The sequence below is a fragment of the Streptomyces sp. NPDC002130 genome (assembly GCF_040296465.1).
GTDB lineage: Bacteria > Actinomycetota > Actinomycetes > Streptomycetales > Streptomycetaceae > Streptomyces.
On record NZ_JBEOXI010000146.1, the window covers coordinates 1 to 21,202 of the forward strand.

At 71.1% G+C, this 21,202-nt stretch carries 19 protein-coding genes and 2 pseudogenes; 14 read left to right on the forward strand and 7 right to left on the reverse strand.

Annotated features, from left to right (window positions below):
* The 3 genes from ABT116_RS25545 to ABT116_RS25555 all read left to right on the forward strand — a co-directional run.
* A partial coding sequence (locus tag ABT116_RS25545) for an aldehyde dehydrogenase family protein (RefSeq protein WP_351638026.1) occupies nt 1-456 on the forward strand: 456 nt, incomplete at its 5' end.
* Between the two features lie 107 nt (nt 457-563).
* Complete coding sequence (locus tag ABT116_RS25550; protein WP_351638032.1) at nt 564-1,088, forward strand: hypothetical protein; 525 nt, start codon at nt 564-566, stop codon at nt 1,086-1,088.
* 128 nt (nt 1,089-1,216) lie between these two features.
* Nucleotides 1,217-2,860 carry a sigma-70 family RNA polymerase sigma factor gene (locus ABT116_RS25555; RefSeq protein ID WP_351638037.1) on the forward strand — a complete coding sequence of 548 codons (1,644 nt, stop codon included), beginning with the start codon at nt 1,217-1,219 and terminating at the stop codon, nt 2,858-2,860.
* Here ABT116_RS25555 and ABT116_RS25560 read toward each other — a convergent pair.
* Nucleotides 2,805-3,530 carry a glycerophosphodiester phosphodiesterase gene (locus ABT116_RS25560; RefSeq protein ID WP_351638041.1) on the reverse strand — a complete coding sequence of 242 codons (726 nt, stop codon included), beginning with the start codon at nt 3,528-3,530 and terminating at the stop codon, nt 2,805-2,807. The genes ABT116_RS25555 and ABT116_RS25560 overlap by 56 nt on opposite strands.
* A complete protein-coding gene (locus tag ABT116_RS25565; protein ID WP_351638106.1) occupies nt 3,527-4,645 on the reverse strand; it encodes an adenosine deaminase in 1,119 nt (372 codons plus the stop codon). The genes ABT116_RS25560 and ABT116_RS25565 overlap by 4 nt, the downstream gene beginning before the upstream one ends.
* 161 nt (nt 4,646-4,806) lie before the next feature.
* On the opposite strand from ABT116_RS25565, the gene ABT116_RS25570 reads away from it, so the two are divergent.
* Complete coding sequence (locus ABT116_RS25570; protein WP_351638046.1) at nt 4,807-5,454, forward strand: DUF4190 domain-containing protein; 648 nt, start codon at nt 4,807-4,809, stop codon at nt 5,452-5,454.
* 69 nt (nt 5,455-5,523) lie between these two features.
* Nucleotides 5,524-5,988: a DUF4190 domain-containing protein gene (locus tag ABT116_RS25575; RefSeq protein WP_031105737.1), complete on the forward strand. Its 465-nt coding sequence runs from the start codon at nt 5,524-5,526 to the stop codon at nt 5,986-5,988.
* Between the two features lie 46 nt (nt 5,989-6,034).
* On the opposite strand, the gene ybiA is transcribed toward ABT116_RS25575, so the two are convergent.
* A complete protein-coding gene (ybiA, locus tag ABT116_RS25580; RefSeq protein WP_351638054.1) occupies nt 6,035-6,610 on the reverse strand; it encodes a riboflavin biosynthesis intermediates N-glycosidase in 576 nt (191 codons plus the stop codon).
* A 199-nt stretch (nt 6,611-6,809) separates the two neighbouring features.
* On the opposite strand from ybiA, the gene ABT116_RS25585 reads away from it, so the two are divergent.
* The 7 genes from ABT116_RS25585 (at nt 6,810) to ABT116_RS25615 (ending at nt 14,578) form a co-directional block, all read left to right on the forward strand.
* Nucleotides 6,810-8,345 (forward strand): gamma-aminobutyraldehyde dehydrogenase, encoded by a 1,536-nt coding sequence (locus tag ABT116_RS25585; RefSeq protein ID WP_351638059.1) that lies wholly within the window; start codon nt 6,810-6,812, stop codon nt 8,343-8,345.
* 56 nt (nt 8,346-8,401) lie between these two features.
* Nucleotides 8,402-9,649, forward strand: coding sequence for a polyamine ABC transporter substrate-binding protein (locus tag ABT116_RS25590; protein WP_351638065.1), 1,248 nt, complete (start codon nt 8,402-8,404; stop codon nt 9,647-9,649).
* Nucleotides 9,650-9,654: 5 nt separating this feature from the next.
* Complete coding sequence (locus tag ABT116_RS25595; RefSeq protein WP_502983940.1) at nt 9,655-10,800, forward strand: ABC transporter ATP-binding protein; 1,146 nt, start codon at nt 9,655-9,657, stop codon at nt 10,798-10,800.
* Nucleotides 10,800-11,729, forward strand: coding sequence for an ABC transporter permease (locus ABT116_RS25600; protein WP_351638071.1), 930 nt, complete (start codon nt 10,800-10,802; stop codon nt 11,727-11,729). The genes ABT116_RS25595 and ABT116_RS25600 overlap by 1 nt, the downstream gene beginning before the upstream one ends.
* Complete coding sequence (locus ABT116_RS25605) at nt 11,730-12,530, forward strand: ABC transporter permease (RefSeq protein WP_351638073.1); 801 nt, start codon at nt 11,730-11,732, stop codon at nt 12,528-12,530. It begins immediately after the preceding gene.
* A gap of 18 nt (nt 12,531-12,548) precedes the next feature.
* Nucleotides 12,549-13,967, forward strand: coding sequence for an NAD(P)/FAD-dependent oxidoreductase (locus ABT116_RS25610; protein ID WP_351638076.1), 1,419 nt, complete (start codon nt 12,549-12,551; stop codon nt 13,965-13,967).
* 140 nt (nt 13,968-14,107) lie between these two features.
* On the forward strand, nt 14,108-14,578 hold the full coding sequence (locus ABT116_RS25615) for a hypothetical protein (protein WP_351638079.1): 471 nt from the start codon (nt 14,108-14,110) through the stop codon (nt 14,576-14,578).
* On the opposite strand, the gene ABT116_RS25620 is transcribed toward ABT116_RS25615, so the two are convergent.
* On the reverse strand, nt 14,560-15,231 hold the full coding sequence (locus ABT116_RS25620) for a phosphatase PAP2 family protein (RefSeq protein ID WP_351638083.1): 672 nt from the start codon (nt 15,229-15,231) through the stop codon (nt 14,560-14,562). The two genes, ABT116_RS25615 and ABT116_RS25620, sit on opposite strands and share 19 nt — an antisense overlap.
* Between ABT116_RS25620 and ABT116_RS25625 the strand changes: the two genes are divergently transcribed.
* Nucleotides 15,230-16,969: an acyltransferase gene (locus ABT116_RS25625; protein ID WP_502983941.1), complete on the forward strand. Its 1,740-nt coding sequence runs from the start codon at nt 15,230-15,232 to the stop codon at nt 16,967-16,969. The genes ABT116_RS25620 and ABT116_RS25625 overlap by 2 nt on opposite strands.
* Before the next feature lie 31 nt (nt 16,970-17,000).
* Here ABT116_RS25625 and ABT116_RS25630 read toward each other — a convergent pair.
* Nucleotides 17,001-17,225: pseudogene (locus ABT116_RS25630) on the reverse strand (phosphatase PAP2 family protein); the annotation flags it as partial.
* Between the two features lie 163 nt (nt 17,226-17,388).
* A complete protein-coding gene (gene gabT, locus ABT116_RS25635; RefSeq protein ID WP_351638095.1) occupies nt 17,389-18,723 on the reverse strand; it encodes a 4-aminobutyrate--2-oxoglutarate transaminase in 1,335 nt (444 codons plus the stop codon).
* Between the two features lie 251 nt (nt 18,724-18,974).
* Between gabT and ABT116_RS25640 the strand changes: the two genes are divergently transcribed.
* A complete protein-coding gene (locus tag ABT116_RS25640; protein WP_351638101.1) occupies nt 18,975-20,912 on the forward strand; it encodes an ATP-binding protein in 1,938 nt (645 codons plus the stop codon).
* Nucleotides 20,913-20,956: 44 nt separating this feature from the next.
* On the opposite strand, the pseudogene ABT116_RS25645 reads toward ABT116_RS25640, so the two are convergent.
* Nucleotides 20,957-21,202, reverse strand: a pseudogene (locus ABT116_RS25645) (hypothetical protein); the annotation flags it as partial.

The following is a 21,202-nucleotide window of genomic DNA, read 5'->3' on the forward strand; positions in this document are numbered from 1 at the left end:
AACCCCAACCAGCTCAAGCAGGTCGAGGGCTTCATCGACCGGCTGCCGGCGCACGCGCGCGTGGAGGCCGGCGGCAAGCGGGTCGGCGACAAGGGCTACTTCTACGCGCCGACCGTCGTCTCGGGCCTGAAGCAGACCGACGAGATCATCCAGAAGGAGGTCTTCGGCCCGGTCATCACCGTGCAGTCCTTCTCCGACGAGGAGCAGGCCGTGGAGTGGGCCAACGGCGTCGAGTACGCGCTGGCCTCCTCCGTGTGGACCAAGGACCACGGCCGCGCCATGCGGATGTCCAAGAAGCTCGACTTCGGCTGCGTGTGGATCAACACGCACATCCCGCTGGTCGCCGAGATGCCGCACGGCGGCTTCAAGAAGTCCGGCTACGGCAAGGACCTCTCGGGCTACGGCTTCGACGACTACACGCGGATCAAGCACGTGATGACGTCGCTGGACGCGTAGTCACACGGTTCGGTCGGGACGGCCCTGGGCGCTGATGCCGCCCGGGGCCGTTCCGCTGCCCGCGGAAGCATTTTTGAACACGTTCAAGAATGGCGTAGAGTGCCTCCATGAGCGACAGAGCCGCCCTCGTGAAGGGCATTCGCGCGTGGCTGGTCTTCTTCGTCGTGTGCCTGGTGCTCAGCGGCGCCACGGCGTTCCCGCTGGTGCACGAGTTGCGCTGGACCGAGGACCTGCTGCGGGAGCTGTCCGTGGGCGAGTACCTGCCCGGGCTGATGGAATGGATCGAGCGGGTCCGGGCCGGCCTGGACCATGCCGACGCCGAATACCCCTTCCTCCTCTACGGCACGGACTGGCTGGCCTTCGCGCACCTGGTGATCGCGGTCGCCTTCTACGGGCCCTACCGTGACCCGGTCCGCAACATCTGGGTCGTCGAGTTCGGCATGATCGCCTGCGCGGGCATCGTCCCGCTCGCCCTGATCTGCGGACCGCTCCGCGGGATCCCCTTCTGGTGGTCGGTGATCGACATGGCCTTCGGGGTGTTCGGGGTGATCCCGCTGTACGTCGTGCGGCAGCGGATCAAGCGGCTGGAGGCGCTGACCGGGCCGGCGGCCGCCCCGGCGTTCGGCGGCTGAGAAAAACTGTTATCCCGAGAACCTTCACGCTGTCTCCCCGCATGTGATCCCCCACATAGCCAAGACCCCCGTCCTGCCTGAGAGGGTGCGTGCGGAGAAGTACCGATCCCAGTCGGCGAGGGGCCCCCGTGGACAGTGAGCACTGGCGCGCCGTCGTCACGGCGGCCCAGGCCGGTGACCGGCGGGCGCTGGACGAGCTGGTCGCGGGCTGGCTGCCGCTGGTCTACAACATCGTGGGCCGTGCCCTGAACGGGCACGCCGACGTCGACGACGTCGTCCAGGAGACCATGCTGCGGGCGGTCGACAACCTCGGTTCGCTGCGCGACCCGGACAGCTTCCGGTCCTGGCTCGTGGCGATCGCCATGCGGCAGATCCGCGACCGGGCCCGGCGGAAGACCCCGGACCGGCTGGAGGAGGCGGCCGCCTCCGACTTCGCCGAACTGACCGTGCTGCGACTCCAGCTGGAGGGGCAGCGGCGTGAGGTCGCCGAGGCGGTCCGGTGGCTCGACGACGAGGACCGGCACCTGCTGTCGCTGTGGTGGCTGGAGGTCGCGGGCGAACTGACCCGGCGCGAACTGGCCGCCGCCGTCGGCATCACCCGGCAGCACGCCGCCGTGCGCGTCCAGCGGATGAAGGAGCGCCTGGAGACCTCGCGCGGCATCGTCCGCGCCCTGGACGGCGCCTGCCCCGGCCTGCGCGAGGTGACCGGCCGCTGGGACGGCCGGCCCGACTCGGTGTGGCGCAAGCGGCTGGCCCGGCACATCCGCGGCTGCGGCTACTGCGACGGCACCCGCGAGGCCGTCGTCCCCGCCGAACGCCTCCTGGTCGGCATCGCCCTCGTCCCGCTGCCCGCCGGATTCACCCTGTCGCTCGCCCTCGGCGGCAAGACCGCGGCGGCGGCCACCTCCGTCGGCTGGTCCGCCAAGCTGCTCGGCGCGCTCACCAAGCCGGCCGTCGCGATGACGGCGGGCGCGACGATCGTCGCGGGCGGCGCCTACGTCGTCACCCAGCCGCCGGACGCCCCACCGCCCCGGGCCGCGGCCACCCCCACGGCCACGGCGACCTCCATGCCTCCGCGGCCCTCGGCCCCGCCCGCCGCGACCCCCAAGGCCTCGCCGTCGGCGACGAAGGAGAAGACCGACCCGTACGGCACGGTCGTCGACGCCGTCGACCGCGCCCCCGACCCGGACGCCCGGCCCGCCGCCCTGCCGCGCCGCCCCGAGTCCGGCATCACCAGCACCGGCGGCCCGAAGGCCGTCATGCAGCACCGCGGCGACAGCGTGACCCTCACCGGCCGGGGCTACGTGCTGGTCCGCTGGCAGATCTCGCCCAAGTCCCGGCCCGGCGCGCTGGTCATGCCGTCCTGGACCGGCCTGAAGGGCAGGCTCTTCCACGTGGCGTCCGGCGGCTCGCGGCGGATGGACGACCCGCTGCCCGGCGCCCCGAACGGCTACGCCACCGGCATGGGCGGCCCCGCCATCGGCTACGCCGTCCTCCCGCCCGGCACCCAGCAGATGTGGCAGAACGAGTACTTCTACCTCGACGGCACCGTCACCCTCACCCAGAACGAACGCGGCTGCGACTACGGCCTCATCGTCTTCCCGACGAACCGGGACGCCGTGGTCGAGGACATCGACGCGGGCCCCGCCCAGGGCGCCATCCGCTACGGGCTCGTCCGCGACACCGGCACCAACAGCGCGCCGGTGCCGCAGTACCTCACACGCGCGAGCCCGGCCGATCCGGCGACGGTGCCGCAGCACTCGCGCGTGTAGCGCACAGCACGTCGACGCGGTTCGTCGTGATCGAGTCCACGCCCGCCTCCAGCAGCCGCCGCATCGAGCGGCGGGTGTCGGGCGTCCAGACGGACAGCAGGTGGCCGTCGGCGTGCACGCGCTCGGCGAGAGGGCGGTCCACCAGCGAGAAGCGGTAGTTGAGCCAGCGCGGGCGGATCGCCTCCAGCAGCACCGGCCGGGGCGGGGCAAGGGTCGTCCAGGTGAGGGCGATCTCCGCGGCCGGATCCGCCGCGCGCACGGCGAGCATGGCGTCGGCGCCCGCGCAGTAGTACACGCGGTCCGCCGCCCCGGCCTCCGCCACGACGCCCATGATCCTGCGCACCGCCCGCACATCGGGCGCCCCGGGCAGGTCGATCATCACCCGGTGCCCACCGGTCGCCGTCAGCGCCTCGGCCAGGGTCGGCACGCCGCCGCCGGTCAGCCCGCGCACCTCCTCGGAGGACAGCGCGAGCAGGGGCCGATCGTGCTCCCAGAGCCGCTTCAGCGTCGCGTCGTGCAGCAGCACCGGCACACCGTCCCGGGTGAGCCGTACGTCGATCTCCACCGCGTCCGCGCCCCGGCGCAGCGCGGAACGCAGCGACGCGACGGTGTTCTCGCGGACGCGGTAGGGGTCGCCCCGGTGGGCCACGGCGACCGGGGCGGGCGTCACCGGCTGAGCCACTGCGCGGTGTACGTGTCGATCTCGCCGGCGATCCGGGCCTTGCCCGCCGCGTCCAGGAAGGACGCCTCGACGGCGTTCTTCGCCAGCTCGGCCAGGCCCCGCTCGTCGAGCTCCAGCAGCCGGGCGGCGACCGCGTACTCGTTGTCGAGGTCGGTGCCGAACATCGGCGGGTCGTCGGAGTTGATGGTGACGAGGACCCCCGCGCGCACGAACTCCTTGATCGGGTGCTCGTCGAGGGTGCGCACCGCGCGCGTGGCGATGTTCGAGGTCGGGCACACCTCCAGCGGGATCCGGTGCTCGGCGAGGTGCGCGAGCAACTTCGGGTCCTGCGCGGAGCTGGTGCCGTGCCCGATGCGCTCGGCCCGCAGGTGGGTCAGCGCGTCCCACACCGTCTGCGGGCCGGTCGTCTCACCGGCGTGCGGTACGGAGTGCAGCCCGGCGGCGATCGCCCGGTCGAAATACGGCTTGAACTGCGGCCGTTCCACGCCCACCTCGGGTCCGCCGAGGCCGAAGGAGACCAGGCCCTCCGGGCGCAGCCGGTCGTCGGTGGCGAGCCGGGCCGTCTCCTCGGCGGCCTCCAGGCCCGCCTCGCCCGGGATGTCGAAGCACCACCGCAGCACCGTCCCGAACTCGGACTCGGCGGCCTTGCGGGCGTCCTCGATCGCGTCCATGAAGGCGCGCTCGTCGATGCCGCGCCGGGTGGACGAGAAGGGGGTGATGGTCAGCTCGGCGTACCGCACCTGCTGCCGGGCCATGTCCCGGGCCACCTCGTACGTCAGCAGCCGGACGTCCTCCGGGGTGCGGATCAGGTCGACGACCGACAGGTACACGTCGATGAAGTGCGCGAAGTCGGTGAACGTGAAGTAGTCGGCCAGCGCCTCTGGGTCGGTCGGCACCTTCGAGTCGGGGTGCCGCGCGGCCAGTTCGGAGACGATCCGGGGGGAGGCGGATCCCACGTGGTGCACGTGCAGTTCGGCCTTGGGGAGGCCGGCGATGAAGGCCTTGAGGTCGTGTGGGGCGCGGGGGTCGACGAGATGCTCGGTCAAGGGTTCCTCCCCGGAACGGCGCCGCCGTCGGCATGAGGCGGGCGGGGCGCGGGTGATCGGCTGATCGATTGACGCGAATTCATCGTATGCGGTGTGGTGCGGCGCCCTTCTTGAGGGGCGCGGCGAACTGCGTGACCAGCCCCCACGCACCCGCACTGTGGCACGCACCGACCGGCCCCGTAGCATGACGGGACGATCGACCCAGGGGGGACCGCACGATGACGGACGCGACGCAGCCCGACGGAGGCAGCCACGACCCGTGGGCGCCGCCGGAGAGCACGCCCTCGCTCGACAAGAACCAGACGCCGCAGCCGCCGTCCGTCCACGACCAGGCCACGGTCACCTCCATGCCGGGCTTCACACCGCCCACCGGCACGCCGCAGTACGACCCGTCCGGTGCCGGTGCCGGTGCCGGTGCCGTCCCGCCCCCGCCCGTGGCCCCCACCGGCCCCGGAGCGCCCGGCGGTTACGGCTACCCCGGCTACCCGCAGTCCGGATACACCCAGTCCGGCTACGGCTGGCCCGGAATGCCCCCGGCCCCCCAGAACGGCCTGGGCATCGCCGCGATGGTGCTCGGCATCGTCTCCTGCACCCTCTTCTGCCTCTACGGCGTGGTCTCCCTGATCACCGGCATCCTCGCCGTCGTCTTCGGCATCAAGGGCCGCAAGCGCGCCGAGGCCGGGGTGGCCACCAACCACGGTCAGGCCCAGGCCGGTCTGATCATGGGCATCATCGGGATCATCCTCGGCATCACCGTGATCGTCCTGATCGCGGTCGGCATCACGGCCGCGATCAACAGCGACCGCAACGACGACCCCTACTACGGCGCCGTCGGCCCGGTGGCCACCGCCCCGTCCCACCGCTGAAACAGCCGCCCCCCGCCGCCGACTTGGCCACTACGATGCCCTGGTCTGACAACGGAGGGGAGAGCGTCCATGTCCAACACCAACCCGCCCCCGGGTGGTTTCGGCCCGCCGGCCCAGCCGCCGCAGCAGCCGGCCCCGGGGTACGGCTATCCGCAGCAGCCCGGCCCGGGCTACGGCTACCCGCAGGGCGGCCCCGGCTACCCGGCCGCGCCGCCCGTGGGCTACCCGCAGGCGCCCGGCTACGGGATGCCCGCGCAGCCGAGCAACGGCATGGGGACCACGGGACTGGTGCTGGGCATCATCGGCGTGGTGTGCAGCGTGACGTTCATCATGTGGTTCTTCGGGGTGATCCTGGGCATTCTCGCGATCATCTTCGGCGCCATCGGCCGCGGCAGGGCCACCCGCGGTGAGGCCACCAACAAGGGCGCGGCGACCGCGGGCCTGGTCTGCGGCATCATCGCCACCGTGATCCTGCCGCTGCTGGGCTTCCTGCTGTTCGCCAGCATCATGGGCGGGCTCGGCGCGGCGTCCTGAAGAACGCAGCGGCGCGAAGGGGCCGGTCCTCGGACCGGCCCCTTCGTCATGCCCCCGCCGTCCGCAGCCGCTCCCGCGCCTCCATCAGCGCGAACCCCAGCAGATTAGGACCCCGCCACCGCTCCGGATCCATCGCCGCCTCGTCGTCCGCGGCCAGCCCGATGCCCCACACCCGGTCCACGGGACTCGCCTCCACCAGCACCCGGCCGCCCGTGCCCAGCAGATACCCCAGCAGCTCGGGATGCGCGCCGAACTTGTGGACGCTGCCCTCGACGACGATCCGGAACCGCTCCCGCCGCCAGGTCGCCTCGTCGAACCCGCGCACCAGCCGACCGGCCTTCTTCGCCTCGGCGGGATGCTCCGCGGCCAGCACGGCACGCTCCGCCGCCGGGTCCTCGAAGAGCCGGGCCTTGGCCGCCATCATCCAGTGCTCGGCCGTCGCGTACGCCACGCCGTCGACCGTGAACGGCGCCGGCCACCACTGGCTCAGACAGCTCGCCCCGATCCGGCCGTCCGGCCTCGGCCGGTGCCCCCAGAAGTGCAGATACTTGACCCTGGCCCCCGCGCGGACCGCCCTGATCAGGGCCTCCTGCGAGCCGACCGCCCCCATGATCTTCTCCATGCACGCGAGTGTGGCACGCACCACTGACACAGCGTCCTGCCTTTTCGCGGCGAACTCGACACCTGGTCGACAGATTCCGTCGCGTAACCAAAAATCAACAACGGAATCACTTGTTGGAGTGCCATACCTCTGTCAGGATCGGCACTCAAATCGAGCCTGAGCCACGCCGGCCCCACCAGGGGACACGGAGGAGAGCGACATGCACAACCCGGGCATTGCCACCCCGGACCGATTTCCGGCCGAGGAACGCTTCGCAGAGGGCGCGCAGTACATCGCGGGCCGTCTGACCAGGGGCACATCCGGTCACACACACGCGGTCGTCGACCCGGCGTCGGGCGAGGAGGTCCTCACCTACGAGCTGGCGGGCCCGGCCGACGTCGACCGGGCCGTCGCCGCCGCCCGCGCGGCCTTCCCCGGCTGGGCGGGAACCACCCCCGGCGAGCGGTCCGACGCCCTGCACCGGTTCGCCGCCGTCCTCGCCGACCGGGCCGAGGACTTCGCCCGCGCCGAGTCCCTCCAGTGCGGCAAGCCGCTGAAGCTGACCCGCGAGTTCGACGTCCCCGGGACGATCGACAACGCCGCCTTCTTCGCCGGTGCCGCGCGGCACCTTCAGGGGCAGTCCGCCGGCGAGTACTCCGGCGACCACACCTCGTACGTCCGGCGCGAGCCCATCGGGGTCGTCGGGTCGATCGCGCCCTGGAACTACCCCCTCCAGATGGCCGCCTGGAAGATCCTCCCGGCGATCGCGGCGGGCAACACCATCGTCCTGAAGCCCGCCGAGCTCACCCCGCTGACCTCGCTGCTCTTCGCCCAGGCGGCCACCGACGCCGGGATCCCGGACGGCGTGATCAACATCGTCACCGGCACCGGAAGGGAGGCCGGAGAGCACCTCGTCGGCCACCCCGACGTGGCCATGACGTCCTTCACCGGCTCCACCGCCGTCGGCAAGCGCGTCGCCGAGGTCGCCACCGCCACCGTCAAGCGCCTCCACCTGGAGCTCGGCGGCAAGGCGCCCTTCGTGGTCTTCGACGACGCCGACCTGGAGGCCGCCGCCCACGGCGCGGTCGCGGGCTCCCTCATCAACACCGGGCAGGACTGCACGGCCGCCACGCGCGCGTACGTGCAGCGGCCGCTGTACGAGGCCTTCGTGGAGCGGACCGCGGCGCTCATGGAGACGGTCCGGCTCGGCGATCCCTTCGCCGCGGGCACCGACCTCGGCCCGCTGATCTCGCACGTCCAGCGGGACCGGGTCGCCGGTTTCGTCGACCGGGCGCGCTCCTACGCGCGCGTGGTGACCGGCGGCGAGGCGCCCGAGGGCGAGCTCGCCAAGGGCGCCTACTACCGGCCCACCCTGATCGCCGACGCCGCCCAGGACAGCGAGGTCGTCCAGTCGGAGATCTTCGGACCGGTCCTGGTCGTGCTGCCGTTCGACACGGACGACGAGGGCCTCGCACTCGCCAACGACACCCCGTACGGCCTGGCCGCCTCCGCATGGAGCCGGGACGTGTACCGCGCGAACCGGGCCACGCGCGAGATCAAGGCCGGCTGCGTGTGGGTCAACGACCACATCCCGATCATCAGCGAGATGCCGCACGGCGGATACAAGTCCTCCGGCTACGGCAAGGACATGTCCGCGTACTCGTTCGAGGAGTACACCCAGATCAAGCACGTCATGTTCGACAACACCGCGGTGGCCGCGAAGGACTGGCACCGCACCGTGTTCGGGGATCGATAGCCGTATGCAGGCCGCCTGACCAACGGCCGTCCACCCTCCGAAAGGGCACCACGCGCATGGAGCAGTACGAGCCCGACCGCCTGTCCGCGGCCCAAAGGGCCGCCATGAGGCGCAGTTTCAAGAACGGCAGGGCCGCCCTCACCCGGCGGTCCCTGCTGCGCGCCTCGGCGGGCGGGGCGCTCGCGGCCGGCGGACTCGGCACGCTGAGCGCCTGCGGCATCCCCGCCGCCGGCCAGTCGAAGGGCGGCGTCTCCGCCGAGGACCACTCGGCCGAGGAGAAGACGGTGAACTTCTCCAACTGGACCGAGTACATGGACGTCGACGACAGCGGCAAGCACCACCCGACGCTGGACCAGTTCGCGAAGCGCACCGGCATCAAGGTCAAGTACACCGAGGACATCAACGACAACAACGAGTTCTTCGGCAAGATCAAGCCGCAGCTCGCCGCGGGCCAGGACACCGGCCGTGACCTGATCGTCCTCACCGACTGGCTGGCCGCCCGTCTCATCCGCCTCGGCTGGGTGCAGAAGCTCGACCCGAGCAACCTGCCGCACGCCTACGCCAACCTGTCGGCCCAGTTCCGCAGCCCCGACTGGGACCCGGGCCGCGCCTACTCGTACGTCTGGCAGGGCATCTCCACCGTCATCGCGTACAACAAGAAGGCCCTCGACGGCGTCGAGGTGACGTCGATATCCGACCTGCTCGACAACCCCAAGCTCAAGGGCCGGGTCGGCTTCCTGTCGGAGATGCGCGACAGCATCGGCATGACCCTGCTCGACATGGGCAAGGACCCGGCGGACTTCACCGCCGACGACTACGACGCGGCCATCGCCCGCCTCCAGAAGGCCGTCGACAAGGGCCAGATCCGCCGCTTCACCGGAAATGACTACACCTCGGACCTGACCAGCGGCGACTTCGCGGCCTGTGTCGCCTGGGCCGGTGACGTCGTCCAGCTCAAGGCGGACAGCCCCGACATCGACTTCCTCATCCCGGACAGCGGATACGTGACGTCGACCGACAACCTGCTGATCCCCAACAAGGCCCGGCACAAGACCAACGCCGAGCGGCTCATCGACTTCTACTACGAGCCGAAGGCGGCCGCCGAACTCGCCGCGTACATCAACTACGTGTGTCCCGTCGACGGCGTGAAGGCCGAGCTGGAAAAGATCGACGAGGACGCGGCGAACAACCCGCTGATCATTCCCGACAAGGCCATGGCCGCCAAGTCCCATGCCTTCCGCTCGCTGAGCTCGAAGGAAGAGACCGAGTTCGAAGCGAAGTTCGCGAAGCTGACGGGGGCGTGACCACCATGACGAAGACCACAGACCCCAGCGGCGACGTCCGCCTGACGGGCATAGCCAAGACCTACGGCGCCTTCACCGCCGTCCACCCGCTCGACCTGACGGTGCCGCAGGGCTCGTTCTTCGCCCTGCTCGGCGCCTCGGGCTGCGGCAAGACCACCACCCTGCGCATGATCGCCGGCCTGGAGGAACCTTCCGCCGGCACCGTCTTCCTGGGCGACCAGGACGTGACCGCGCTGCCCCCGTACAAGCGGCCCGTGAACACCGTCTTCCAGTCGTACGCCCTCTTCCCGCACCTCGACATCTTCGAGAACGTCGCCTTCGGCCTGCGCCGGCGCGGATGGAAGTCGGTGAAGAAGCAGGTCGAGGAGATGCTCGACCTCGTGCAGCTCGGAGAGCAGGCCCGCAAGAAGCCGCACCAGCTCTCCGGCGGCCAGCAGCAGCGCGTCGCCGTGGCCCGCGCCCTGATCAACCACCCCAAGGTGCTCCTGCTCGACGAGCCGCTCGGCGCCCTCGACCTCAAGCTGCGCCGTCAGATGCAGCTGGAGCTCAAGCGCATCCAGACCGAGGTCGGCATCACCTTCATCCACGTCACGCACGACCAGGAGGAGGCCATGACGATGGCCGACACGGTCGCCGTGATGAACGGGGGCCGTGTCGAGCAACTGGGCGCGCCCACCGAGCTCTACGAGAATCCGCGCACCACGTTCGTCGCGAACTTCCTCGGCACCTCGAACTTCATCGAGGCCGAGGTCGACTCCAAGAGCGGCGACGAGATCGTGCTGAAGGCGGGCGGCGGCAAGCTCGTCCTGCCCGAAGCGCGATGTTCCGCCCCCGCGACGACCGGCGGCAAGGTGTTGGTCGGTGTGCGCCCCGAGAAGATCTCCCTCACTCACGCGGACGACGCCGGTGAGATAGCCGAGGGCCGCAACCGCATCACGGGCCGGATCGCCGACTCCAGCTTCATCGGCGTCTCCACGCAGTACGTCGTCGACAGCCCGGTCTGCTCCGACTTCGAGGTCTACGCCCAGAACATCGACCGCGACCCCCGCCTGGTGCCCGGCGCCGAGGTCGTCCTGCACTGGAACCCGGCCCACACCTTCGGCCTGGACGCCGCCCAGGACGCCGAGGCCGGAGTGGAAGAGGCGGCCTGATGAGCACACTCACCGAGGCGCCACCGCCGCTCGCCCCGCAAGCGCCCGAACCGAAGCCCCCGAAGCGCCGGGGCCGCTTCACGCCGTACTGGCTGCTGCTGCCCGGCATCCTCTGGCTGGTCGTCTTCTTCGCGCTGCCGATGATCTACCAGGCCTCCACGTCCGTGCAGACGGGCTCCCTGGAGCAGGGCTACAAGGTCACCTGGCACTTCGCCACCTACTGGGACGCGCTGTCCGCGTACTGGCCGCAGTTCGTCCGCTCGGTGCTCTACGCGGGCACGGCGACGATCCTGTGCCTGCTGCTCGGCTACCCGCTGGCATATCTGATCGCCTTCCGTGCGGGCCGCTGGAAGAACCTGATCATGATCCTGGTGATCGCGCCCTTCTTCACCAGCTTCCTGATCCGTACCCTCGCCTGGAAGACGATCCTCGCGGACGGCGGCCCGGTCGTCGGCGCGCTCAACACGCTGCACGTCCTGGACGTCACCGACTGGCTCGGCATGACCGCCGGCGACCGCGTCCTGGCGACCCCGCTCGCGGTGGTGTGCGGTCTGACGTACAACTTCCTGCCGTTCATGATCCTGCCGCTCTACACCTCGCTGGAGCGCATCGACGGACGGCTCCACGAGGCCGCGGGAGACCTGTACGCCCGGCCCTGGACGACCTGCCGCAAGGTCACCTTCCCGCTGTCGATGCCGGGTGTCGTCTCCGGCACGCTGCTGACCTTCATTCCGGCGGCCGGTGACTACGTGAACGCCGATCTGCTCGGCTCCACCGACACCCGCATGGTCGGAAACGTCATCCAGACACAGTTCCTGAGAGTGCTCGACTATCCGACGGCCGCGGCGCTCTCCTTCATTCTCATGGCGGCCATTCTGCTCATGGTCACCCTCTACATCCGCAGGTCCGGGACGGAGGATCTGGTCTGAATGGCTTTCGTCAACTGGCTCAAGAGAAATCTCGTCGTCCTCGCGGGACTGCTGACCCTCGGCTATCTGCTCCTGCCGAACGTCGTCGTGACGGTGTTCTCCTTCAACAAACCGAAGGGGCGCTTCAACTACGAATGGCAGCAGTTCTCCCTGGACGCCTGGAAGGACCCGTGCGGGGTCTCCGGACTGTGCGGATCGCTGTCCCTCAGCCTCCAGATCGCCGTGTGGGCGACGCTCGGCGCCACGCTGCTGGGCACCCTGATCGCCTTCGCCCTGGTCCGTTACCGGTTCCGCGCCCGCGGCGCCGTGAACTCGCTGATCTTCCTCCCGATGGCGATGCCCGAGGTCGTCATGGCCGCCTCGCTGCTCACCCTGTTCCTCAACATGGGCGCCCAGCTGGGCTTCTGGACGATCCTCATCGCCCACATCATGTTCTGCCTGAGTTTCGTGGTCACGGCCGTCAAGGCGCGCGTGATGTCGATGGACCCGAAACTGGAGGAGGCGGCACGGGATCTGTACGCGGGCCCGTTCCAGACCTTCGTCCGGGTCACGCTGCCGATCGCGGCACCCGGAATCGCGGCGGGCGCACTGCTCGCTTTCGCCCTCTCCTTCGACGATTTCATCATCACCAATTTCAACGCGGGCTCGACTGTCACCTTCCCCATGTTCGTCTGGGGCTCGGCGCAGCGCGGAACGCCTGTTCAGATCAATGTCATCGGCACGACCATGTTCGTCGTCGCCGTACTGTTCGTCCTGGTTTCCATGCTCGCCGGAAACCGCCGCAACAGACAAAAGGCATAACCGTAGGGAGTTGAAATCATGGCCCCGAGCGCCATGAATCAGTGGACCCGTTCGCTTTCCGACGCCCAGCCGGTCCCGTACTGGCTGGACGACCCCGGCCGGCCCCGTCCCCAACCCGCCCTCACCACCTCCGAGACCTGCGACCTGCTGGTCGTCGGAGGCGGCTACAGCGGACTGTGGACGGCGCTGATCGCCAAGGAGCGCGACCCGCAGCGGGACGTGGTGCTGGTGGAGGGCCGCGAGGTGGGCTGGGCCGCCTCCGGCCGCAACGGCGGATTCTGCGCCGCCTCCCTCACCCACGGCCTGCCCAACGGCCTCGCCCGCTGGCCCGACGAGATCCACAAGCTCCAGGAGCTGGGCGACCGCAACCTCGACGCGATCGAGGCGGCGGTCGCCCGGCACTCCCTCGACTGCGACTTCGAACGCACCGGCGAGATCGACGTCGCCACCGAGCCGTACCAGGCGCGCGAACTGCGCGAGTGGCACGAGGAGACGTCCCGCCGGGGACTGGCCGAGGGCGTCGAGTTCCTGGACGCCGACGCCGTACGGGAGCAGGTGGACTCACCCACCTTCCAGGCGGGCCTGTGGGACCGCAGGGGCGTCGCCATGCTGCACCCGGCCAAGCTCGCCTGGGGCCTGAAGCGCGCCTGCCGGGAGCTCGGTGTGCGCGTCTACGAGAACACCCCCGCCCTGACCCTGAAGCCGTACGGCCCCGGCATGGCCGTCCGCACCCCCTACGGCCGGATCCGCGCCCGCCAGGTCGCCCTCGGGACCAACATCTTCCCGAACCTGGTCCGACGCGTCCGCTCGTACACCGTCCCGGTCTACGACTACGCCCTGATGACCGAGCCGCTCACCGCCGGGCAGCTCGACTCGATCGGCTGGAAGAACCGCCAGGGCCTCGGGGACAGCGCCAACCAGTTCCACTACTTCCGCCTGTCCGCCGACAACCGGATCCTGTGGGGCGGCTACGACGCGATCTACCCCTACGGCGGCCGGGTGCGTGCCGAGTACGACGACCGCCCCGAGACCTACGCCAAGCTCGCCGGTCACTTCTTCACCTGCTTCCCGCAGCTGGAGGGCGTCCGCTTCAGCCACGCATGGGGCGGAGCGATCGACACCTGTTCCCGCTTCTCGGCGTTCTTCGGCACCGCCCACCAGGGCAAGGTGGCCTATGCGGCCGGGTACACCGGCCTCGGAGTCGGCGCCACCCGCTTCGGCGCCGACGTGATGCTGGACCTGCTGAGCGGGGAGCGCACCGAGCGCACGGAACTGGAGATGGTCCGCAAGAAGCCCCTGCCCTTCCCTCCCGAGCCGTTCGCCTGGACCGGTATCGCCCTCACCAAGTGGTCACTGGCCCGCGCGGACGCCCAGGGCGGCCGCCGCAACCTGTGGCTGCGCACGATGGACCGGTTGGGGCTGGGATTCGACAGCTGATCGACCGGGCGTGATCCGGTTCACTCCAACGAGGGACCGGAACCCGCGTAATGGCCGGGGGACACCCCCTTCTCCCTCGTGATGCCCTCCGGACGCCCAGCGCGTCCGTGAGGTTCGCGAGAGAGAAGGGGGTCTTTCCGATGACCGGTGCGAAGACGGCGGTCGAGTGGCTCGCATCCGTCGCACCCGATCCCGAGGCCTGCCGCTGGGAATGGGAGCGCAACCCGCTCGGGGTCGCGCTGCTGCCGGCCGGAAGTGCCTGGGACGTGCTCATCCTGCCCGGTGAACTCGGGTACGCCACCCTCGACGTGCTGACCCGGGTCCTCGACCGGCCGGGCCCGGTGCTCGTCGACTTCGGCGACGCCCGCATGGGGTTCTTCGTGCCGCCGGGCACCGCGGCCCGCTGGCTCGGCACGGGCATCCGCACGGCGGGCGCAGGCACCTGGATCGTCGTGCCGTACCCGGGCCGCTCCTCACCCGGCGGCGCCCGCTGGCTGGTCCCGCCGGACGGGTCGGGCATGCTGACGGACCCGGCGCTGCTCGAACTGGCGATGCACGAGGCCGCGGCGGCGCTGGCGACGCAGAACGACGGTCAGGGCCCCGGTGGTTGAGACCGGCCGGGCGTCGCCGCGGTCGGGACGAACAGCCACAGCGCCGACAGCAGCACCGTGCACAGACACCAGCTGCCCACCACGTCGAGTGGCCAGTGGTAGCCGCGGCGGACCAGGCCGTAGCTCGCGCCGAGGACCAGGGCGACGCAGAGGGCGACCAGGGCGCGGCGGGCCAGGGTGGTGCGGAGCCGGGGGAGCAGGAGCAGGGTCGCGCAGCCGTAGGCGACGACGGCGGTGGCGGTGTGGCCCGAGGGGTAGTAGCCGGTTCCGGGCGGGACGGCCGGGGTGCCCGGGCGGGCCGTGAGGTCCTTCAGCGGGACGACCAGCGCCGGGACCAGGGCCATGAGCAGCGCCCCGGCGGCGACGGGCAGCCACCAGCGGTCCGCGCCGGCGCGCCGGTGACGTACGGCGGTGTACCCGAGCGCGACGGCGAGGACCGGGACCGCGATCTGGACGTTGCCCAGGTCGGCGAGGAGTTCGGAGCAGCGGTCCGGGTTGACGAGGACGCGGCTGAGGCGTTCGTCGACCCGGACGAGCGGGCCATCCGCGACGACCTGCCAGGTGATCAGCGCGAAGAGGACGGCCGGAAGGGCGAGCAGGAGGGCTACGGAGCCCGGGAGCGCGGTGCGTTCCTGGTTCGCGGGGATCGGCATGGGGCACAGCTTGGCACGAGCACCGACGTCCACTCGCGGCCCTGCGGAGGATCACGTGAACCACCCGTCACACGACGACGGCCACTTCGAGCACTGCCCGTGGCTCTTCGCCGGACAGGCCTCGGACCGGCAGCGGGTGGCCCAGGAGCAGCGGCAGAAGCGGCTGTTCACGGGGTCCGGGGAGGTACGACTGGGCGAGGACTGCTTCGTCGCGGAGAGCGCCGCGGTGTACCCGGACGTCCTTCACCTGGGCGACCGCTCGTACATCGCGGCCCAGGCCTACGTCACCGGCGAGATACGCACGGGAGCGGACTGCACCGTCAATCCCTTCACGGTGGTGCGGGGCACCGTCACCCTGGGGGCGGGGGTGCGCATCGGTGCCCACACCTCGCTGCTCGGCTTCAATCACGGCTCCGCGCCCGACCTGCCGGTCCACCGGCAGCCGGTCACCAGCCGGGGGATCACGATCGGTGACGACGTGTGGATCGGCTCGCACGTGGTCGTCGTGGACGGGGTCACCATCGGCGACCACTGCGTCATCGGGGCGGGGGCGGTCGTCACGAAGGACCTGCCGGCGTGGTCGGTGGCGGCGGGCAATCCGGCGCGCCGCCTGCGCGACCGGCGCGAGCCGCGCGGAGCGCAGCGCCCGGCCCGCCCCGAAGCCCTCGCCGAGGAGCTACGGGCGTTCGCCGTCACCGCCCGGGCGCAGGCGACCGCCCTGCTCGACCGCTCCTGGCACCCGGACACCGGCCGTTACGCCGACCGGCCCGGCTCCGAGCCGACCGTCCGGGCCCACTGCGACGCCGTCGAGATCGCCGACCTGCTGCTCGGGGACGTACCGCCGCAGCTGACCGCCCCCGAACACGTCGAGCGGCTCCGGGCGTTGCAGGACCCCGCCACCGGCCTGGTCCCCGAGTACGGCGCCACCACGCCGCTCCCGGGCCCCGCCGGGCTGCCGGACGGAGACTGCGCCTATCACGTGCTGTGCGTCGGCTACGCGCTGGACCTGCTCGGCAGTTCCTTCGCCCACCCGGTCCACGCGGTGCGGACCACGACGGCCGACCGGCTGGTGCGGCACCTCGGCGCACTGCCCTGGTCCGACCGTGCCTGGCACGCCGGGGCGTGGGTCGACTGCTGGGCCACCGCCGCGCACTGGAACCGTCGCGCCGGAGGCGAAGCGGCCGCCCCCGGCGCTCTGGAGGCGCTGTTCGGCTGGCTGCACACCCACGCCGACCCGTGGACCGGGATGTGGGGCTCACCCGCCCGGGACGCCGGACGCCTGCAGATGGTCAACGGCTACTACCGGCTCACCCGCGGTTCCTTCGCGCAGTTCGGCCTGCCCGTGCCGTACCCGGAGCGAGTCATCGACACCGTCCTCGACCACGCCCGCGACCCCCGCCACTTCGCGCCCGGCCGGGAGAACGCCTGCAACGTCCTGGACGTGATCCACCCCCTGTGGCTCTGCGCCCGGCAGACCACCCACCGCTCGGAAGAGACCCGCTCCTGGGCGTCCGACCAGCTCACGGCCGCCCTGCGCCGATGGCACGACGACCGGGGCTTCGGTTTCGGCCCCACCCCCGACGGCTCCGGGCCGGGCCGGGAACCGGGCCTCCAGGGCACGGAGATGTGGCTGGCGATCATCTGGCTGCTCGCTGACGTGCTCGGCGTGGCCGAGGTCCTCGGCTACCGCCCGCGGGGGATCCACCGCCCGGAGCCCGCGCCCCTCACACAGGGCTGACCGTGACTCACGGGGGCGCACGAGGGGCGGAAAGAGAGGTCGGCCGCCCCGGAACAGGGGGGGAGTTCCGGGGCGGCCGTTCCGGACCGGAACGTCGCGCGCCCCGGGGGGTTTGGGGCGGGCGACTGTCCGATCGGTGAGGAGATCCAGAGCCTCAGGCTCCGGTTGTGTGCGCGAGGGCACGACCAGGTCGAAGCTGGGGAGGCCCCGGCCTGATGTCACCCACAGTCCCCTGTGGGCGGGGTGTATCTCTCATCTGGGTAGAACCTACGACAGGGGCGGGGCGCAGGACAGGCCGTAGGGCCCCCTGTCATCCACCTCGCACACCTTCTTCACACCCTCTGCCGCTCACCGCCCCGGTAGCGGAACCGGGGCGGCTCGCCTGCCCGGACGGTGGCTCAGATGCGCGTGCCGGGGGCTCAGATGCGGGAGAACGCCTGCTCGATGATGTCGAGTCCCTCGTTCAGCAGGTCCTCGCCGATCACCAGCGGGGGCAGGAAGCGGAGCACGTTGCCGTAGGTGCCACAGGTCAGGACCAGCAGGCCCTCGGCGTGGCACGCCTTGGCGAGCGCGGCGGTCGCCTCCGGGTTCGGCTCCTTGGTGGCGCGGTCCTTGACCAGCTCGATGGCGATCATGGCGCCGCGGCCACGGACGTCGCCGACGATGTCGAACTTCTCGGCCATGGCACCGAGGCGGGCCTTCATGATCGCCTCGATGTTCTTCGCCTTGGCGTTGAGGTCGAGCTCCTTCATCGTCTCGATGGAGCCGAGCGCACCCGCGCAGGCGACCGGGTTGCCGCCGTAGGTGCCGCCCAGGCCGCCGGCGTGCGCGGCGTCCATGATCTCGGCGCGCCCGGTGACGGCCGCGAGCGGCAGACCACCGGCGATGCCCTTCGCCGTCGTGATCAGGTCCGGGACGATGCCCTCGTCCTCGCACGCGAACCACTGGCCCGTACGGCAGAAGCCGGACTGGATCTCGTCGGCGACGAAGACGATGCCGTTGTCCTCGGTGAACTTGCGGATCGCCGGCAGGAAGCCCTTGGCCGGTTCGATGAAGCCGCCCTCGCCGAGCACCGGCTCGATGATGACCGCGGCGACGTTCTCCGCGCCGACCTGCTTGCTGATCTGGTCGATGGCCTGCGCGGCGGCCTCGGGGCCGGCGTTCTCGGGCCCGGTCGGCCAGCGGTAGCCGTACGCCACCGGCACGCGGTACACCTCGGGCGCGAACGGGCCGAAGCCGTGCTTGTACGGCATGTTCTTGGCGGTCAGCGCCATCGTCAGGTTGGTGCGCCCGTGGTACCCGTGGTCGAACACGACCACGGCCTGCCGCTTGGTGTACGCCCGCGCGATCTTCACGGCGTTCTCGACGGCCTCGGCGCCCGAGTTGAACAGGGCGCTCTTCTTGGCGTGGTCACCGGGGGTCAGCTCGGCGAGCGCCTCGGCGACCTCGACGTAGCCCTCGTAGGGCGTGACCATGAAACAGGTGTGGGTGAAGTCGGCCAGCTGCGCCGACGCCCGCCGTACGACGGCCTCGGCGGAGGCGCCCACGGAGGTCACGGCGATGCCCGACCCGAAGTCGATGAGCCGGTTCCCGTCGACGTCCTCGATGATTCCGCCGCCCGCGCGCGCCGTGAACACGGGCAGCACGGACCCCACGCCCTGCGCGACCGCGGCGGTACGGCGGGCCTGCAGCTCCTGCGACTTCGGACCGGGAATGGCGGTGACGACGCGGCGCTCCTGCGGAAGTGCGGTCATGCGGGGCTCCTGGGGTGGTGCGGATGGTCTCTGCGGACGCTTGGCTTCTTTTCTCGCAGGCTAGGGCGGGGGAAGGGGGGTGGGCATGCTCCATGTGGGCGTTGTCGGCCGGGCGCCTTGTCCGGGGTGGACATGGCACTCTCGTGGACCGGTGCCCACGACCCGGCCGTGTAAGCGGTGAACTCCCCAGGAGAGGGCGTTAGATTGGCTCGCTGATGGTGGACGGCGCGGCTGGTCAGGGGGCAAGGGCGATGGACAGCGACGGGACGCAGGACGCGCGGGGTACGCATGCGAGTCCCGTGCCGCGCCCGGCGGGACCTCCTCAGGTGCCGGCGATGCCTCCCCTGCCGCCCCGGGCACCGGGGATGCCGCCGCCGCCGCCGGACGGGTCGGCGTTCCTCGCCTGGCTGCGGGCGCCGCGCCCCGACGCCGCGCCGGGCGTGTGGCGGTTCGGCCACCGGCCGCGGCCCGCGGAGGAACCCGAGGAGATCCCCACCCGGCAGCTGCTGAGCGGGGCGCTGATCGCCTTCCTCGTCGGGTGGCTGATCTGGTCGCTGCTGCAGAACGGCTACCTCGGTACCTGGTGGTGGGTGCCGTTCGACCTGATCGTCCCCGACGCCTGGCGCGGCGGCGACAGCGATCTCGGGGAGACCGGGACGTTCATCGTCTACCAGGGGTACGAGCTGGTCGTCGCCCTGGCGATCATGATCGGGGCGGCCCGGCTCGGCCGCTGGGGCGAGGTGTGGCGCCGTTTCGTCACCCCGCGTTTCCGCCGGCCGGAGGCCCAGGAGGTCCGGACGACCCCCGAGGACGACCCGGCCCAGTGGAACGAGCTGCGTGCCGCCGGGGCCCCCGACGCCGCCGATCGGCTCGCCGCCGAGGCGCGCTCCGGGCTGATGCGGGACGTCGACCACGCCCGGATCCTGCGTGCCTGGCAGGGCGTGCGCACCGGGCGGCACAGCCTGGCCACCTTCAGCGGCGCCGTGCTCAAGGACGGTGCCGCCGCGTGCCTGCACCCCTCCGGGGAGCGCGACCTGCCCGCCCGGCTCGCCCGGCACGACCTCGTCACCGGGCAGGTGCGGCTCGGCACCACCGTGGACGACGCCCGCAACCCGTACACCTACCGCGGCACGGGACTCGCCCTCGGACCCGACCTGCTCGGCACCTCGCTCGTGGCCGTCGGCCCCGCCGGATCCGGCAAGACCGGCACCGTCGTCCGCCCCCTCGCCGAGTCGCTCTGCCTGCACGCCCTCGCCGGGCGCGCCGCCGTGGTCGTCGTCGGGGCGGCCGGTGCGGGGCTCGGGCCGGCCGACGCGTACGACGTGGTCGTGCGCATCGGGAACCAGGAGTCCGAGTACGACCTCGATCTGTACGGCGGCAGCACCGACCCGGACGAGGCCGCGGCCGTGCTCGCCGAGGCCCTCGTCGGGGATCTCGCCGACCCGCACCCAGGCAGCGACAGCCGCCGGTCCACCACCGTCCTCGCCCAGCTGCTCGGGCCGTTCCGGGCCGTGCACGGGCGTTTCCCCTCCGTACCGGAGCTGCGGCAGCTGCTCGACGGGGCGCCGGGGCCGTTCGCCGCGCTGCGGCAGGGGCTCCAGGAGACCGGACAGGAGTCGCTGCTGCGGGAGCTCGACGCCCGGGAGCGGCAGATGGGGCAGCCCGGGGACGTCGGCGGGGTGCTGGGCGATCGCGTCGCGCTGCTCGACCGGCCCGCCTTCGCCGGGTTCTTCGACACCTCCGGGCAGTCCCGGCCCTTCACGCTCAAGGCCCTCGACCACCCGGTGCGGGTGCGCATCGACCTGCCGCAGCGCGGCCACGCCGACGCCTCCAAGATGCTGGCCCACATAGTTCACAGCCGAACCGATCGGTCCGACGTGTGTCGTGCAGGATTGACCATGCGCTTCGTCCGTGGTTGTGTGCAACCCCTTTTCAGGTTCGCAGGCCGTCTGCGAGTTCGTAGATTCGCCCGACATACTTCTCCTGAAAGGCTTTTCGGGCAGCATCTGCCTGTTGCCGAGCGCCCATTCGGGAGTAGAGGTACTCGAGGTGAACCAAGCTCTCGCCGATGTCGACGCGTCGCTGGTCGAGAACCGTCAACTCGTCGACCAGTCGAGCCAGATCTAACGCGGTGTCCGGTACCTCGTCCATGGCGGTCCTCGATGTTCGTGGGTGCTTCCTGGGATTGAGGCTAACACTCTTCGAACATATTTTCGATACCTGGTCCTGTTGTCTACTTCGACAAGGTAGCTGTCAGCTGGTCGATGGCATAGGGGATGCTGAGGACGGTGTTGCCGGACATTGCAGCGCCGACGGGTGGATCTGCGGTGTATCGCACGACTATCGCATTTCCGTTTTTCACAGCGGGTAACCGCTGGTAAAGAGTGTTGCCGGCGAGAGCCTTCTCGCCCTCCGGGTCGGCCGGATCGGAGACGATCCGGTGCCGGGGGCAGGGGACTGGCAGCCCACCAGCACCTCG